Origin of the sequence: Pelagicoccus mobilis (assembly GCF_016595505.1) — a bacterium.
GTDB classification, from domain to species: Bacteria; Verrucomicrobiota; Verrucomicrobiia; order Opitutales; family Opitutaceae; genus Pelagicoccus; species Pelagicoccus mobilis.
The window spans coordinates 63580-78699 of the sequence record NZ_JAENIL010000024.1 but is presented as its reverse complement, the minus strand read 5'-3'; the positions used below and the strand labels follow the sequence as shown (position 1 = coordinate 78699).

Annotated in this window: 4 protein-coding genes; all 4 read right to left on the bottom strand. The window is 51.2% G+C overall.

Features of this window, described 5'->3' with window-relative positions; all coding sequences use genetic code 11:
• Positions 1-290 precede the first annotated feature (290 nt).
• On the bottom strand, positions 291-4271 hold the full coding sequence (locus JIN87_RS13865) for a carbohydrate binding domain-containing protein (protein ID WP_200356173.1): 3981 nt from the start codon (positions 4269-4271) through the stop codon (positions 291-293).
• A gap of 234 nt (positions 4272-4505) precedes the next feature.
• Positions 4506-5780 (bottom strand): L-2-hydroxyglutarate oxidase, encoded by a 1275-nt coding sequence (gene lhgO, locus JIN87_RS13860; RefSeq protein WP_200356172.1) that lies wholly within the window; start codon positions 5778-5780, stop codon positions 4506-4508.
• Between the two features lie 242 nt (positions 5781-6022).
• A complete protein-coding gene (locus JIN87_RS13855; protein ID WP_200356171.1) occupies positions 6023-6901 on the bottom strand; it encodes a class I SAM-dependent methyltransferase in 879 nt (292 codons plus the stop codon).
• Between the two features lie 199 nt (positions 6902-7100).
• Positions 7101-15047: a LamG-like jellyroll fold domain-containing protein gene (locus JIN87_RS13850; RefSeq protein WP_200356170.1), complete on the bottom strand. Its 7947-nt coding sequence runs from the start codon at positions 15045-15047 to the stop codon at positions 7101-7103.
• Positions 15048-15120 lie beyond the last annotated feature (73 nt).

Here is a 15120-nt window from a genome sequence, read left to right as displayed (position 1 = left end):
TGCAACTGTCAGGCTCATAACCTGAAGGTCGCTGGTTCAAATCCAGCCCCTGCACCCATGAAGGCCGATCTCCGAGAGGAGGTCGGCCTTCTCTTTTGACTCTCTTCCAATACCTTAGACAGGATCGGACTCAGACGGGGAGCCCCGTAAACGAACTAAACACTCCCCACCGGCGACGTCTATCAGCCCGCCGGTTGCCCAATAATGAGGCGAGTGAGCTCTCCACGAGACCAGGGGCCAGAAAATCGGACGCATGAACAACACAGCGAGGAACCGAAAACAATTTCAACTCAGTCCGATGGTACTTTCACTAGCCAGACTTGGTCGATACTGTACACATCGCCAGCACGAGCGCTGTCAGCGAACCAGAAAAACAGACGGGCATCATTTAAGAAACTAGCAAACCCAGTAGTAGTGAAGCGGATTTTGTGCATCTGCCACTCCGTGCTTAATTCAACCAACTCCCGATTTAGTCCATAACCCGTGTATGGAGAGCCGTGCTTGGAGAGCGAGACCTTCAGGTTTCGCTCGGAACTGCACTTCGCAGCAAAGCTAAGCTCGTACTCTGCATAGGGATCAAGCGGAACTCCCTGCTGCCACAGCTGAACGTTATCGGCATCGGAATCGACGGTAACTCGTGCGTATCCACTCGAACCATCGTATCCTGAACTCGAGTACTCTGCCCTTCCCGAACCTGAGGTATAAAAATACCAATTAGCGAGATCAGGTTCATACTCCCCGTTTTTCAATACATTCTCCCCATCTGGCTTGGGCCCAGTACTGGGCTGAGACTCGACTATCGCTAGACAAACATCGTCAATGCAATAGACATCTCCCGCTAGAGCATCATCAGCCAACCAGAAATAGAGCCGGCCATCGGAAACAGCACGATTAAAGCCGCTCGTTCTAAATCTGACTTTATGCAAGGTCCACTCGTCCGACAAATCGACACGTACCCGATTTAGTCCATACAAGGTGTAAGGACTCGTGTGCTTAGAAAGGGAAACCCTCACAGCTCGTCGCGAGTTGGACTTAGCAGCAAACCGTAACACGTACTCGGTATCGGGCTCTAACACAACCCCCTCTTGCCACAATTGAATGTTCGAGGCTTTTTCGTCGATTTCCAGTCGAGCGTATCCAAGAGACCCGTCGTATCCACCATCTCCCCACAGAGAGCGTCCATCTCCTGAAGTATAGAATTTCCAAGCGGAAAGGTTTTCCTCGAAATCACCATTCCCAAGAAAATTGATTTTCACTTCCGGCTCTGGATCAGGTTCTTGAATCTCGTCCGCCCTAAGCAGACATACATTGTCGATGCAATATTGATCCCACGGCTCTACATCGTCAGCGAACCAAAAGTAGAGCCGAGCATCTGAAACGCTTGAGCCGAACCCTTTTGTAGTGAAAGGGATTTCGAACTCCTTCCAACCAGTCGAAAGATCAATGTGGCGACGATTCAACCCGTAATTCGTGTAGGGCGTCGTATGCTTAGATAGCGAAACGCGCATATCGTTTCCCGTATTCGATTTAGCAGCAAACCGCAGTACGTATTCAGTATCAGGATCCAATGACAATCCATACTGGAAAAGCTGGGCATTCGTCATTTTATACTGATCAAAATACAAATGAGCATAGCCGCTAGACCCTAGATATCCGGGACTCCTAATTCGAGCACTTCCCCCTCCATCGACAACGAAGCTCCATTTACCAAGGATAATATCAAAATCACCATCTTCAACGATATTATTCTTCTCATCATCACTGGGCTCAGGTTCGGTTTCGCCTTTCTCACCTAGTTTATGCAGACTGACAGAATCAATTTCGTAAAAGGCGTCACCAACAATTTCAGAAGAAAAGGAAAACCAAAGACGCGCGTCTACAACACGGGAGGAAAAGCCTCTCGTCTCAAAATCCACCGTATACAATCGCAGGCCGTCTTCCTCTTCATCGACAAGATCCACCTTCACGTTTCTTAATCCGTAGTTGGTGTAGGGACTAAAGTGCTTAGTCAGATTTACACGAACATCCTGCCCTGCCCGAGAGCGAGCGGCAAACGACAAACGGTACTTACAATAGGGTTCCAACGAGATTCCGTACTGATAGAGCTGCATGTTCTCCCTCGCAGTGCTGGAGTCCATTTTGAAGGTCAATCGTCCATGAGGATCCACTCCCGTATACACTCCCGCCGGATAGCTGCTCCCATTGTGACCAGGAAACTGGTAGTAGCCCCAAAAGGACATTCCGTATTCGAAGCCTCCATTCGAAACAAGATTCGGACCAATTGGCATTAAATCTTCCTGCGGCTCCGGCTCACTATCGACTGGAGTCACTTCGAAGAGTCCCACCTCATCCAGGAGATAAAGCACATGGTCAGGTACGCCAGAGGCGAAGGAAAACTGCAGACAAGCGTCATCAACTTCTTCCGTAAATCCGCTCGAAGTAAACTCGACCGTGAAGACTCTCATTCCTTGCACAATCGCCATATTTGCCCCAGTCAACGAAACCTGATGTTCATCAAGCCCATAGTTAACGCCTGGTGCCGACTCCTTGAATACAGAGACTCGCATATCACTCAAATCCCCAATACTCGGATTGGGTGACCAATCAGTCGCATCCGCCATAAAGACCAAGCGGTAGTCAGTATTTGGCTTCAAGCTAATTCCTGATTGCGATACGTAGTACAGCAGATCAGGATCCCAGGCGTTGACAAGAAGCCCAAGCCAGTCAGTGCCGAAACCAGAGAACAGCTCAAAGTATCCACCAATTGGATCGAGAATTCCAGCCACCGATGTAATCCAGTTCTCCCTACCAACACTGAAGTCTCCATTTCTGATCAAATTTGGACCAAGCGCAAGCTGAGGAATCTCGCTGGAATCAGGTTCCTCCTCTTCCTCGTCACTCTCAGGCAGCGGAGTACCCTTGGGAACAATCTGAATGTTGTCTAAGTAGGTTAATTCCAAATATCGAAGGGCTGGAGGATCATCGATCCCGAAGCATAGAACCGCATCGTCAATCACCTGACCGCTCCCACCTGTTTTGAATGCGATACGATACGTCTTCCATCTATCCTTTAGACTGAACAATTGCCTTTCGATGCCATAGGAGACATCAGGCTTTCCATCTTGGTATAAGGAAATCCACATTCCCCTCCCCTTGTAGGAATAAGCGGCAAACCGAAGTTCGTATTCAGTATTTGGTTCCAAGCTAATGTCCCTCTGCCACAATTTTGCTCCTTCTGTATACGGAGGCTTCCACAAGACCATCGCACCCTTAGATTCAATTCCCGGACAAGCCAGCATCGAAATCGCATTTCCAGCAGAGCTCGGATCGCGTTCATCCACACCTGAATCAAATTCCCACGATGAATCGTTCGATTCAAAACCGCCATTTTTGATAATCGAATTCCCATCCTCATTAGAAGTCTTCGTAACAATCGGAGGAAATGAACCTCGGGGCTCGCCAAACTGTATCCAAATTTCACCTTCTGCACTTACTTTCAATGGATCATTGCTTCGCACAATAGCCGCCAGTCTGAGTCGATATTTGGTTCCAGCTTTTAAGACGCCGTAAGTCAGTCCGCCACCAGAGTGAGGACCATAGGCAATACGTTGAGTAATTTCAGTGCTACCGGTGTAGCGGACTCGACTTCGCCGGGAGGAATCACCGTGGTACTCGTTGTACAACAAGTATTCTGGAAACAGATAATCAATAAACTCTCCAAAAGTCCCTCCGATCGCCCAATCCGAAGGGGTTACCTCTGCGAGGATCTCCGCCTCTACTTCATCTCGGTCAAGCATAGTAGTACTCAGATGTCCAACGACGGAAAACGATACATCCCGATCGACCATAAACTCAATAAATCCGTCGCCACCCACTGAACTACGATTCTCCTCTCGAAGGTACCCCTGAGCCATCTTCAAATCAATGTTGCACAATCCTAGAACAGCCCCCCCTTCGTAACTATCAAAGAATAGCTCTGCAACCGCGCTCGAGCTAGTCACGGCCCTATCCGAAGCGTAAGCGATAAATGACCGAGACTCTATCCACTCAGGGTCCTCAACCGTTAATCGGTCTTCGTGCCGCAACAAGCCAGGCAAACCCGGCCTAACGCGTTCTTCGGCGAAAGTGCCGATAGATCCCCCTTGATCATCTACAGTAGAGAGGAGATCGCCTGTGTCGCTGTAGAATGTGAATTCGATAGATGAGCCTGAATTTGCAAAGATCCCAAACGCAAACACACCGGTGAGAGTTAGATTTCGTATTTTAATCATAGTAACAGTTGGATTAATGGATACAACGAGATGGTTAGACTGAGAATTAATATATTACATAATAGGTATACATAGGGTTATAGTTTCACCTGTTTTGAACACAGAATGCCTGCACAGATCTCTTCATACGAACGCACCCACTAGCGTCCGAAAAATACGCACAGTGCTTCGTCAGCACATAGCTAATACAATGACGTTTTAGGCTTTGACCTAACAGGCCGCTCTAACGAAAACCTACGACAACTGGCGTTCCGCCATTTTTGCGATCGAGGCTCCGATCGAAATCGAGGCGGTCGCCGCGGGGGATGGCGAGTTGCATACGTGAATCACACCTTTGGACTCCATGATGCTGAAGTCGTCTATCAACTGCCCTTCAACACTGCAGGCTTGGGCTCTCACGCCTGCGCCGCCGGGCTCGAGGCAATCTTCCGTGATCTCCGGCACCAAACGCTGGAGAGCATGCACAAAGGCGGATTTGCTAAATGACCGGTAAAACTCGCCGAGGCCCGTTCTCCAGTACTTACCAGCGACCTTCCTGAAACCAGGCCAGCTGAGAGCACTCCAAGTATCTCGCAAGCTAATGTCGGTTTTGCGATAACCTTCCCTGGCAAAGGCAAACACTGCATTTGGCCCACACTCGACGCCTCCATGAATCATACGTGTGAAGTGTACACCGAGAAACGGGAACGCCGGATCAGGCACCGGATAGATAAGGTTGTTCACCAAACTATAAGCTGATTTTTTGAGAGTATAGTACTCCCCTCGAAACGGGGTAATGCGAAGAGGCAAATCGCGCTCTGTCAGCATCGCGAGCCGGTCCGCATGGAGTCCGCCACAAGCCACCAGCAGTTTCGAACTGAAGGTCTCGTTTTCCGAAGCAATTTCAATCAGCCCGTTCGAGGAGCGCTCGATTGCAACCACTCGGGTATCAAGCCTTATCTCACCACCGGCCGATCGTACGCGTTCCGCGTATTTACGAGAAACCTCCTTGTAGTCGACAATGCCGGTTTGCGGAACAAAGAGTCCCTTGATCCCCGCGCAATGAGGCTCGATTTCCCGAATACCATCCGCATCCAACTTACGGATACCGTCGAGGCCATTGGCCTGCCCCCGGCTTAACAGCTCGTCCAACCACGGAAGCTGCGACTCCTCAGTCGCCACCACGACTTTGCCGCAAATGTCATGCTTGATCCCCTCTTCACGGCAAAATGAAATCAAGGACTCATAGCCTTCGCGACAGTGTTGAGCTTTAAGCGAACCCGGTTTGTAATAGAGTCCGGAGTGAATCACGCCGCTATTGTTCCCGGTCTGATGACTCGCCAGACTCGACTCCTTCTCGAGCAGCGCGACGCGTGCCTGAGGCATATCCTCCAATACCTTCATAGCAGTGGCCAATCCCACGATTCCGCCACCCACCACAATTAAGTCATAGGTTCTAGTCCCTCTCGTTCTCGTCTGTTGCTCGACAGTATTTGACTCAGGCTTTTGACACACGGTCTGCGTTTGCATGATCTTATTTTATTATAGGCTCGGCGTTGAAGCAAACACCCCATCGCATTTATTCATATCTTCTTGAAGTCCCAGTACCGAGTAGGAACGCAGCTAAAAAGAGCATTCCCTGGAACCATCGGTTTCAGGTACGAAAAAACCGCCCGGAGGCGGTTCATTGTATTTTCAGTTGGTTCTAAAACGAGAACTGGTAACGGCTCATGAATACAAATATGAACCGCCCGAAACGATGGGTTCTAATCTCAAAAACGCTCAGCTGCGACCATACGCCTTAGCCGATTGGGCAGAGACCGTTTGATCCGGTTCGCTATCCAATTCACTCGATTGAACTTTGTCCGCAATGAAAGCAGTTTCGAGTTATTAACCGTTTGCTCCCGTACGAGCAAGTCGTGCTGATTCGCCCACGAGAGCAAATCCTGCCTGTATTCCCCCGCCTGCTGGAGGCCCAAAGTCGCATACAGCTTAGACGGCGTCGCCGCAAACGGAGCGATATCGCTCTCGGCCAGAGCGGGCCAAAGCGCCGCGGCCACCCCAAGGTGGTCGGTATTGGAATAATCGTCGAACACGATGATGCCACCTTCCTTCAAAAGCTCACGTGCGAGTTTGATGTCGTGCGCCACGGCCTCCTGGGTGTGGCTTCCGTCAATGTGAATGAACCGGTAGGTCCCCTTCGCAAGATCGTCCCTAACCTCCGTAGACGGGCCACGATGAATCACAGGGTTTGAGTCGTGATACCTCAGGTAGTGGCCAAGAAAGTCATCCGTTGTCGGCAATTTAATTGGCCCCGCTTGCTCGAGTTCGCTTCGCCCCGTTTCCGTCTTCGGAAGCTGCCCGAACAAGTCGTTTACATGCAATTGCTCAGAACCAAATTTGAGAAAACCTAGCAAAACTGCAGAGCGACCGTACCACACGCCTATCTCCAAGAGATCGCCCTCAACCCCCAAATCATGCTGCTCCCTGCAGCAATGAGCGAACAGCTCAGCGTCGAGCCGGGAGAAATATCCGGGCACCTCAAAAAGATGCTCCATGTAGGACTCCGCCGTGTCTCGCGCCACCGCAACCTCGCGGGTGTTAGTCGATAGGTTGAGGTAATCTTGAGAATTCTCTGTCTTATTGCTCATGGAACATAGGAGGGTTGGATTCAACCACGGCACAGTTCGTCGCCATCATCGAGATAGCCAAAGGTATCCGTGGAAAGAGTTGCGGGTTTCGTACAGAATAAGGTCAAACAGTAGTGACGTTTAGAGCCCTGTACAGCGGCTCGGAGAGGTTTTAGGGGAAAATAGTGGATTCACTGACTAATCGTGCAGTTTTACGGGATTACAGCTCGGTCAACACGACATCATCGATGAAGTACCGGTCGCCCGCCCTTGCATCGTTTGCAAACCAGAAGGATAGCCTTCCATCCGTGACTGGAGAGCTGAAGTTCCGAGTATTGAACTCGATGGTGAAACTTTGCCATCCGGAGGTGAGATAGGCTCTCACCCTGTTGAGACCGTAGTTCGTATAAGGAGACGAATCCTTCTGAAGCGACACTCTAAAGTCGCGTCCAGAATTCGAATACGCATTGAACGTCAGGCGATAATTCGTGTTTGGCTGAAGCGGCAAGTCATTCTGGAAAAGCTGAATATTCGATGCCGCGTTGTTCACTGCAACCTGCACGGCGTTGGCGCTAGAGAATCCCGGACTGACGACTGATGCTCCACCCGATCCACTTGTGTAGAATCGCCATGGGGTGACGGCTCCAGATTCAAAGTCTGGATTTTGCAGAGCATTTGGCTCAGGATCGCCGCTCGGAGCGGGCAAAGTCGTTCCGGTTTCCGCATCCGACAAACCAGAAGCGTTAGACTCGTCGTCAACTGCCAAAACTTGATATTGATACGATGTATCCGCCGTTAAGCCAGAGTCGTTGTAACTTGTCGAAGAGCTCGTACCAATGAGGGCTGAGTCCCGGTAAACTCGATATTCCACAACTGATCCATCATCTGTAGATGCATCCCATGTCACGCTAATCTCGGTTTGCGAAGTCCCCAAAGCAGCGAGGTTTTGCGGGATCGACGGCGGTTGACTCGGTGCTGGAATGACAACCGTCTCTCCACTAGATGGAGCCGATTGGTTACCCGCCAGATCATAAGCCGCTACAGTGTAATTGTGGCTATTTCCAGGCACCGGACCCGAGTCAACAAAGCTGGTTGTAGACGTATTACCGATCAGTCCTCCATCGCGATAGATATTATACCCAACCACGCCTACGTTATCGGTAGAACCGCTCCAGTTGAGTTGAACCTGAGAATCCGACAGCAACGTCGCGGAAAGTCCAGCGGGCACGCTCGGAGCTTGGGAGTCAGGAGCGACTGCCGAATCCACGGGAGCCAAAACGATATCGTCGATGTAATATCGATCCCCTGCCCTAGCGTCGTCGCCTAACCAGAAATAGAGGCGGCCATCGGACACAGGTGAACTAAAGTTCTTAGTCGTGAACTCGATCGTAAACACCTGCCAATCCATAGTTAGATAACTCCGGACACGATTGATTCCGTAATTGGAATACGGCGACGAGTGCTTGGTCAGCGAAACCCTAAAATCTCTTCCCGAAGTCGAATACGCAGCAAACGTCAGTCGGTAATCCGTGTTGGGCTCGAGAGGGACATCGTTCTGGTATAGCTGGATATTCGATGCATTCGAGTTGATCGTCAGCTTTACGGCATTGGAACCCGTGTATCCAGGACTAACAACTGAAGCTCCGCCTGAACCGCTCGTGTAGAATCTCCAAGTCGGCAGAGATCCCGATTCAAAACCAGGATTCTGCAAAACGTTTGGCCCAGGTCCTGGAGCTGGCTCAGGTTCTGGTAGAGTCGTTCCACGAGCGACCCCAGAGAGTCCCGAAACGATCGAAGTATCGTCTACCGCCTGAACCTGATAGTCATAGCTCGAGTCCGCGACGAGACCGGAGTCCGTGTAGCTGGCATTCGAACTTGTTCCTACTTGTACTGTGTCACGGAAAATCCGGTACTCTGAAACACTGCCATCATCAGTGGATGGATCCCACGTTAGGTTGATCTCCGTCTGAGAAGCCCCAGTAGCTTGCAAGTTCTGAGGAACCGATGGAGGCTGGTTATCAGTCGGGACTTCAACATTAGCTACATTTGAAGGCAGGGACTTGTTTCCAGCGAAGTCGAACGCAACCACCGTGAAATCGTGATCTGCCCCAGGGGTCAGGTTCGAATTGGTGAAACTATTTCCGACTGTATTGGATAGTTGTATACCATCACGTAGAATACTGTATCCGATAACTCCGATGTTATCGGTAGAGGCGTCCCACGACAATTGGGCTCGTGTATCGGAAATCAAGGAAGCGGTCAGAGAGCCCGGAGACGTTGGCGGTTCGGTGTCGTTCGGATTAACAGGCGTTACTGAAGCGCTCTGCAACGCCACGATCTCCGCATCACTTAGTCTCCTCAAGTGAATCTGAACATCGTCAATCAAACCGTCGAAACCTTTGCCACCGTGCGGCTGGTTGCCAATCGCAGCAGGAACCGAAACATCCTGCACAAGATCGCCCGACATGGCGATCGCTGAGTCGAACGCTCCATTCACATACAAGCGAATCCAATTACCATCGTAGCTGGCAGCCAAATGCGTCCATTCGCCTGCGATCAGGTTCGTATTTCCTACCAAGGTCTGGGTACCGATGATGTCTGTTTTAATCCGTACGCGGGCTTTAACGCCGCCACTTCCTAAAAAGGTGCTCAGCATCCACAAGTGATCCTCTTCGCTATCACTAGAAGCCTTTGATAGTATCCGGGCATCCAGCACGTTAAACGAGTCAGGCTTAATCCACGCGGACATAGTGAACGCAGTACTCGGAATATCCATGGTTCCTAGGTCGACCTGACCAGAGCCCACGCCGAGCTCGATTCCTCGGCCAAATTTTCCAGCAGTAGAACGCAACACTCCACTAGAGAGCACCCCATCATTTCCATTTTCCGAACGATCATAAGCGAGAGCGCCACCGGTTTCTTCGAATCCCAAGCCTAGCCAAAGGTCCGTATCCACAATTGGAGGACTACCAAACCCGTAGACTACTTCATTGGAGGAGTCCGAGAAATTGCCATCCAAGTCGACAGCCAAAACTCGGTAGCGGAAGCTATTCCCTGGAATCACTGTATCGTCAGTGAAATTTGTAGTAGAACTTTGGGCGAACGGTATCGCGTTTCGGACAATCTGATAATAGGCGATCCCCGTATTATCCGTCGACTCTGGCCAGGAGAGGTAGACTTCGCCTCCGCTCAGAATGCTTCCCTGCAAGTTGTGCGGAGCAGTTGGGGCGTCAGTATCTTCGCTCAACTTGTTGACAATCACATTACCGAAAGTTGCTTCGACATAGTGAGCTACCAACATCATCGAGCCCTTGCTAAGGCCTTCCTCAGCTTGCCGTGTTATCCCCCACTCGCTCGGTTCCGCCTGTCCCAGCGGCCAGACCTTATAATGATACAGGCCGGGCCCATCCGCAGACGTCGTCTCCACTCGCATCTTGAAAATGTAGGTGGTTTCCAAGGGTAGAGTCATTCCGGGGTATCCAGGGAACTTATCAGTGCCTGTCTCGAAAATCTGGAAATGATGCCCGCCTCTTGCACCTTCCTCGTACCAACCGTGAACTCCCATGGCGCCTATCGGCCTCCACTCAGTTCCAGGTTGCTCTGTACCCACTTGGCCATGACCATCCCATCTCAACATGATACCGACCAAGGGTTCTAGCGGAGCATCTTGCGGATCGTAACCATGAACAGTGATGGGTACGGTCACCTCGTAGTCCGTCCAATCGATATCTCCTATCGCGATCAGTCGATCGTAATGCGATTCAACGACCTTCACACCACTAGGAACCAGCTCCCACTTGCCGTCTACTACTTGGGCGACATCATCAATCGTCGACGCCTGAGACCAATTCACCGTGTAAGGCAACGGCCATACATTGTTGATCAAAACGTTAACGCTTATGTCTTTGGAATACTGAGCCCCGCCGATTCCAGTCGCGGTGACAGTCACTACGTTTAAGCCATCCTGCAAGTCAGGGAACGGAATCTCGACATTGAAATCACCCGGACGAGCCAAGCGGATATTTTCATCCGGCCCCATAGACAGAGCCCCCTTTGGCACACCGTTGAGAGCGTAGCTCAGCGATTCGATTTGATCCGGGATAACAACGCTTCCGAGAATGTTGATCTGCGCTTGAGGAATACCCCTTATCCCGAACTTCTGCGAGTCGCCGTACCAGATATCGAATACAGCTGATCCATCAACCGGAGTGAACACCGCAGTTGCGGAAAGATCTCCCGCGACCGTAACAGAGAGCGGATTATCCGTACTGTCCAAATCACCACTCCACCGATCGAATACCCAACCGGAATTCGGAGTCGCCGTGAGCGTTACCTGTTGTCCGGCCTGATAAGCCAGTTGATCAGGGCTTTTGGCGACCGAGCCGAGCCCCGATACGTTGACATCAATCGCTCCATTCGAAGCCGTTAGCGGGCTCAACACAACATCATCAATGAAATAACGGTCCCCTCCTTTCGCATCACTGCCGAGCCAAAAGTAGAAACGCCCATCCTCAACCGGCGAGTAGAAGTTCTTCGTCGTGAAATCGATCGTAAACGTCTGCCATTCCTGAGTCAGGTACGCTCGTGCCCGATTGAGTCCGTAGTTGGTATAGGGCGACTTATTTTTCTGCAAAGAAACTCTCAAGTCACGCCCAGAGCTCGAATAGGCCGCAAAGGTCAATCGATACTCCGTGTTTGGTTCGAGCGGAACATCATTTTGATAGAACTGGATGTTCGAGGCTGTCGTATTAATCGTTAGCTTCGCCGCATTGTTCCCAGAGTAGCCGGGGCTCGTAAGAGACGCGTTCCCAGACCCACTGGTATAGAACCTCCATGGAAGCATCGTGCTGGTCTCGAATCCCGGCTCCTGAAGCGCGTTCGGTGGCGGAGCGAAAGTCATTCCAGTCACTGCAGCGGACAACGTTGAAAACAACACATCATCATCAACCGCTTGCACTTGGTATTGGTAGCTTGAGTTACCAGCCAATCCAGAGTCGGTGTAGCTAGTAGTCGCAGCCGTACCAATAAGCAGCGAATCCCTGAAAATCCGATAGCCAGTCACAGCACCGTCATCAACTGAAGGATCCCAGGAAAGCCCAATTTCCGTTTGCGAGACTCCTGCAACAACCAGGTTCTGCGGAGTCGTCGGCGGTTGATTGGAAGAGCTCGTATCAATTACCGCCAGATTTGATCCAAGCGATTGATTACCGGAACTGTCGAAGGCCACAATCGAGTATTCGTGAATCGAGAATGGCTCCAAGCCATGATCTACAAAGCTTGTGCCCGCTGTGCTACCGATCTCCACTCCATCCCGCGTAACGATATACCCGAGCACTCCCACATTATCCGTCGCCGCACTCCAACTCAGCTGAGCTTGCGTCTCCGATAGCCGGATCGCAGTCAAGGAACTCGGGACACTCGGATTCTCGGAATCCGTTGTACCCGTAGAATTGACCGATTCATTCAATGCCGCGAGCACGTCCGCCCCACTCAATGCGCGACGGTAGATCCTAACATCGTCTATAAGCCCATCGAACGCCTTACCCCCAAACGGATGATTGCCAATCGTAGCAGATACCGTTGTATCCTCAAATACATTACCGACTCGAGGCATCGAACCATCCAAGACGCCATTGATGTAGATACGCATCGTCGCCCCATCGTAAGTAGCCGCAACATGCGTCCACCCCCCGACAGGAATAGAAGTCGAGCCGACCAGGGTACTCGTCGCGAAGGAACCGAAGGTCTTCAGGCGAAAACGTAGTTTTGTCCCACCACTACTGATCGTGCTTAGCATCCAGATATGGTCATCCTCCGCCGTCCCCGTCGCTTTGGAAATTATCCGGGCATCGCTAATGCCAAAGTCATCGGGCCTGATCCATGCAGCGATACTCATCGCCGTAGACGGAATATCGAGATTGCCTAAATCCACATGCCCACTCACACCGTTAAACTCCAAGGCTCGACCAAACCTGCCGTTGGCAACTCTCATCGCGTTGCCAACAAGCAAACCATCGTTGTTGTTGTCGGTGACATCCAAAACCGAATCTCCCGTTTCCTGTTCAAAGGGCATACCCAGCCACAGGAACGGATCGTATCCAGCCGAAGGAGTCGTCACAAGGATCATGGGCGACATCGCGGAAGGATTGCCCGCCAAATCAACTGCCCGCACGGCATAGAAATAGGTTACCCCCGCGCTCAAACCAGAGTCGGAGAAACTCGTTCCACCCGTAGAACCGATTTGTACCCCATTTCTGTATACGCGATAAAACGCGAGTCCGAAATCGTCTCCGCTCAAAGGCCAGGTCAAATCGACCGAAAAAGCGGAGCTAGGAGTCGCGGTCGGCCGTTGCGGCGTTTCTGGAGCCGTATAATCCGCGGGGGTAGTGAGCGTCTTGCCTCCAGACAGCCCCGAAACATTGCCAGCGTGATCTACCGCAGCGATTGAATAAATGTATGTTGTCTCCGGAACTAAATCGCCATCCACATACGTTGTGTTCAAAGTCGTATTGATCGCGATTCCATCTCGATAGATCCGATAAAAAACAACGTCCGACTCACCTGAAATAGCATCCCAGCTCAGTGTAATCGTTCCATCAGGAGTATTACCTCCATCCAGATTTCCCGGTACCGCTGGAGCTGTGGTATCACTCGAAGCCGCCGCTCGCTCTGCTATTTGCGCCTCATACAGTGAACGTGGCCAGGTCACCACATCCGAAACCAGTTTCACCAGACCTATCGTTCCCGGGAAGTTATAGCTCCCCGAGATGCTTCCGAGGCAACCGATCGCGTAGTTTTGCGCTGAACCTGGCGGATCCTGTAGGACAATCCGATTTCCGTTCGCAGTCGCATCACAACGCCAAGCGACACAATTGGCGGCCGCCCATCCCTGAGCATTCCCCGCATCCCCTCTATTGCCAAGCAAGAGAACGGTTCCGTTCTGGGTTGGAGTAATCGCTTCTCCAGTGAAAGCGATGCTATCGAACAGTACCCCTGTAGTCCATCTTTGGTGACACTCACTTGAAGTGATGTTATTCTCCGCTTCGCAGTCGAGGAAGACAATCCCGGAGTCGTTCGCGTGCCCGTTGGTCACAAAGGCATGCCTCGCGTTATTCGCGTAGCAATTTTTGAATAGGATAAGCTGGGCCGAATTCGAATGGAAATTGTACCGCCTAGCCCCGCCGACCAAAGAATGAGGTTCAACGGCGCTACAATCTTCCACCGTACAGTGAACCGCTCCAGAGAAACGGAAACCGGCATCCCAAAAGTGTCTGGTCGTCACTCTACGCGCCCAGCAATCATCGGCACCCCGCCAATGAACTGCGATTCTCGCCTGCGTTTCGTCGGACTCACTTTCGGTAACGATGTTTATGGTGAAGTCCTCAATCCCTATGTTCTCGTTTATCGCAGGCCGGTCGTACTTATAAACCCACAGTGAGGCGAGCGACCAATCCAAATCCATGAAGACCGGAGCATCGACCGTCAATACATGCCCGTCGATATTCGTAATGATCCTCCGGTACCGAACATCCTCCCAATTGTCCTGAAACTCCCACGGCGTTTCGTTGATCACTCCCCCTTGATCCACCGACTCAAACCAAGCGCTTTTCGCTTCGTGCCAAATCACAATTTCATCTCCAACGCTGTAATCAGAAGCATCTTCGATTGCGAAGCTATAGGACCCTATAGGAATGAACGAAGTCGTGATCGGTTGAATCGTGTCGGGCACTTGAGTCTTCCAATCATCATAGCTCCCCCCTCCGATCAGCAACGCATATCCAAAGGGATCAGAACCATCAAAATCGATAACAGAAACATCCTGCCCTTCCCCCCTCAATACGACTCCATCGCTCGCAATTCGCAGCTCGGTTGTCACCTCATACGTTCCCGCAGTCAGAAGAACGGCTCCTCGATACCCGTTGGCCTGAATCGGCATCGCTGAAACCTGATCTATAGCATTCTGAATACGCTCAGTGTCATCGCCCACCTCCGGATTAACCGTTAAAACCGTCGGGACATCGTTAGGTAACGGCACTCCTCCACCTTTGTAGCCAGCATGGCTAAAGTTAGGTAGAGATTGCCAATGAAATTGGCCGCTTACAGACGCAGTAAAGCTAACAGCAGCGGCTCCAAGGGCGAGAATGGAGGTCCAGCATTGTCTTAGCATTGGAGTAATCCAATCCCCTGAGGAATCGGTTATGTGGTTTAGGATTTACTATCAATGAATGCCGCAAACGCGG

Coding starts and splice junctions, on each gene's coding strand:
- JIN87_RS13855 (WP_200356171.1), bottom strand. CDS start 6,901: ATGAGCAATAAGACAGAGAATTCTCAAGATTACCTCAACCTATCGACT.
- JIN87_RS13865 (WP_200356173.1), bottom strand. CDS start 4,271: ATGATTAAAATACGAAATCTAACTCTCACCGGTGTGTTTGCGTTTGGG.
- lhgO (WP_200356172.1), bottom strand. CDS start 5,780: ATGCAAACGCAGACCGTGTGTCAAAAGCCTGAGTCAAATACTGTCGAG.
- JIN87_RS13850 (WP_200356170.1), bottom strand. CDS start 15,047: ATGCTAAGACAATGCTGGACCTCCATTCTCGCCCTTGGAGCCGCTGCT.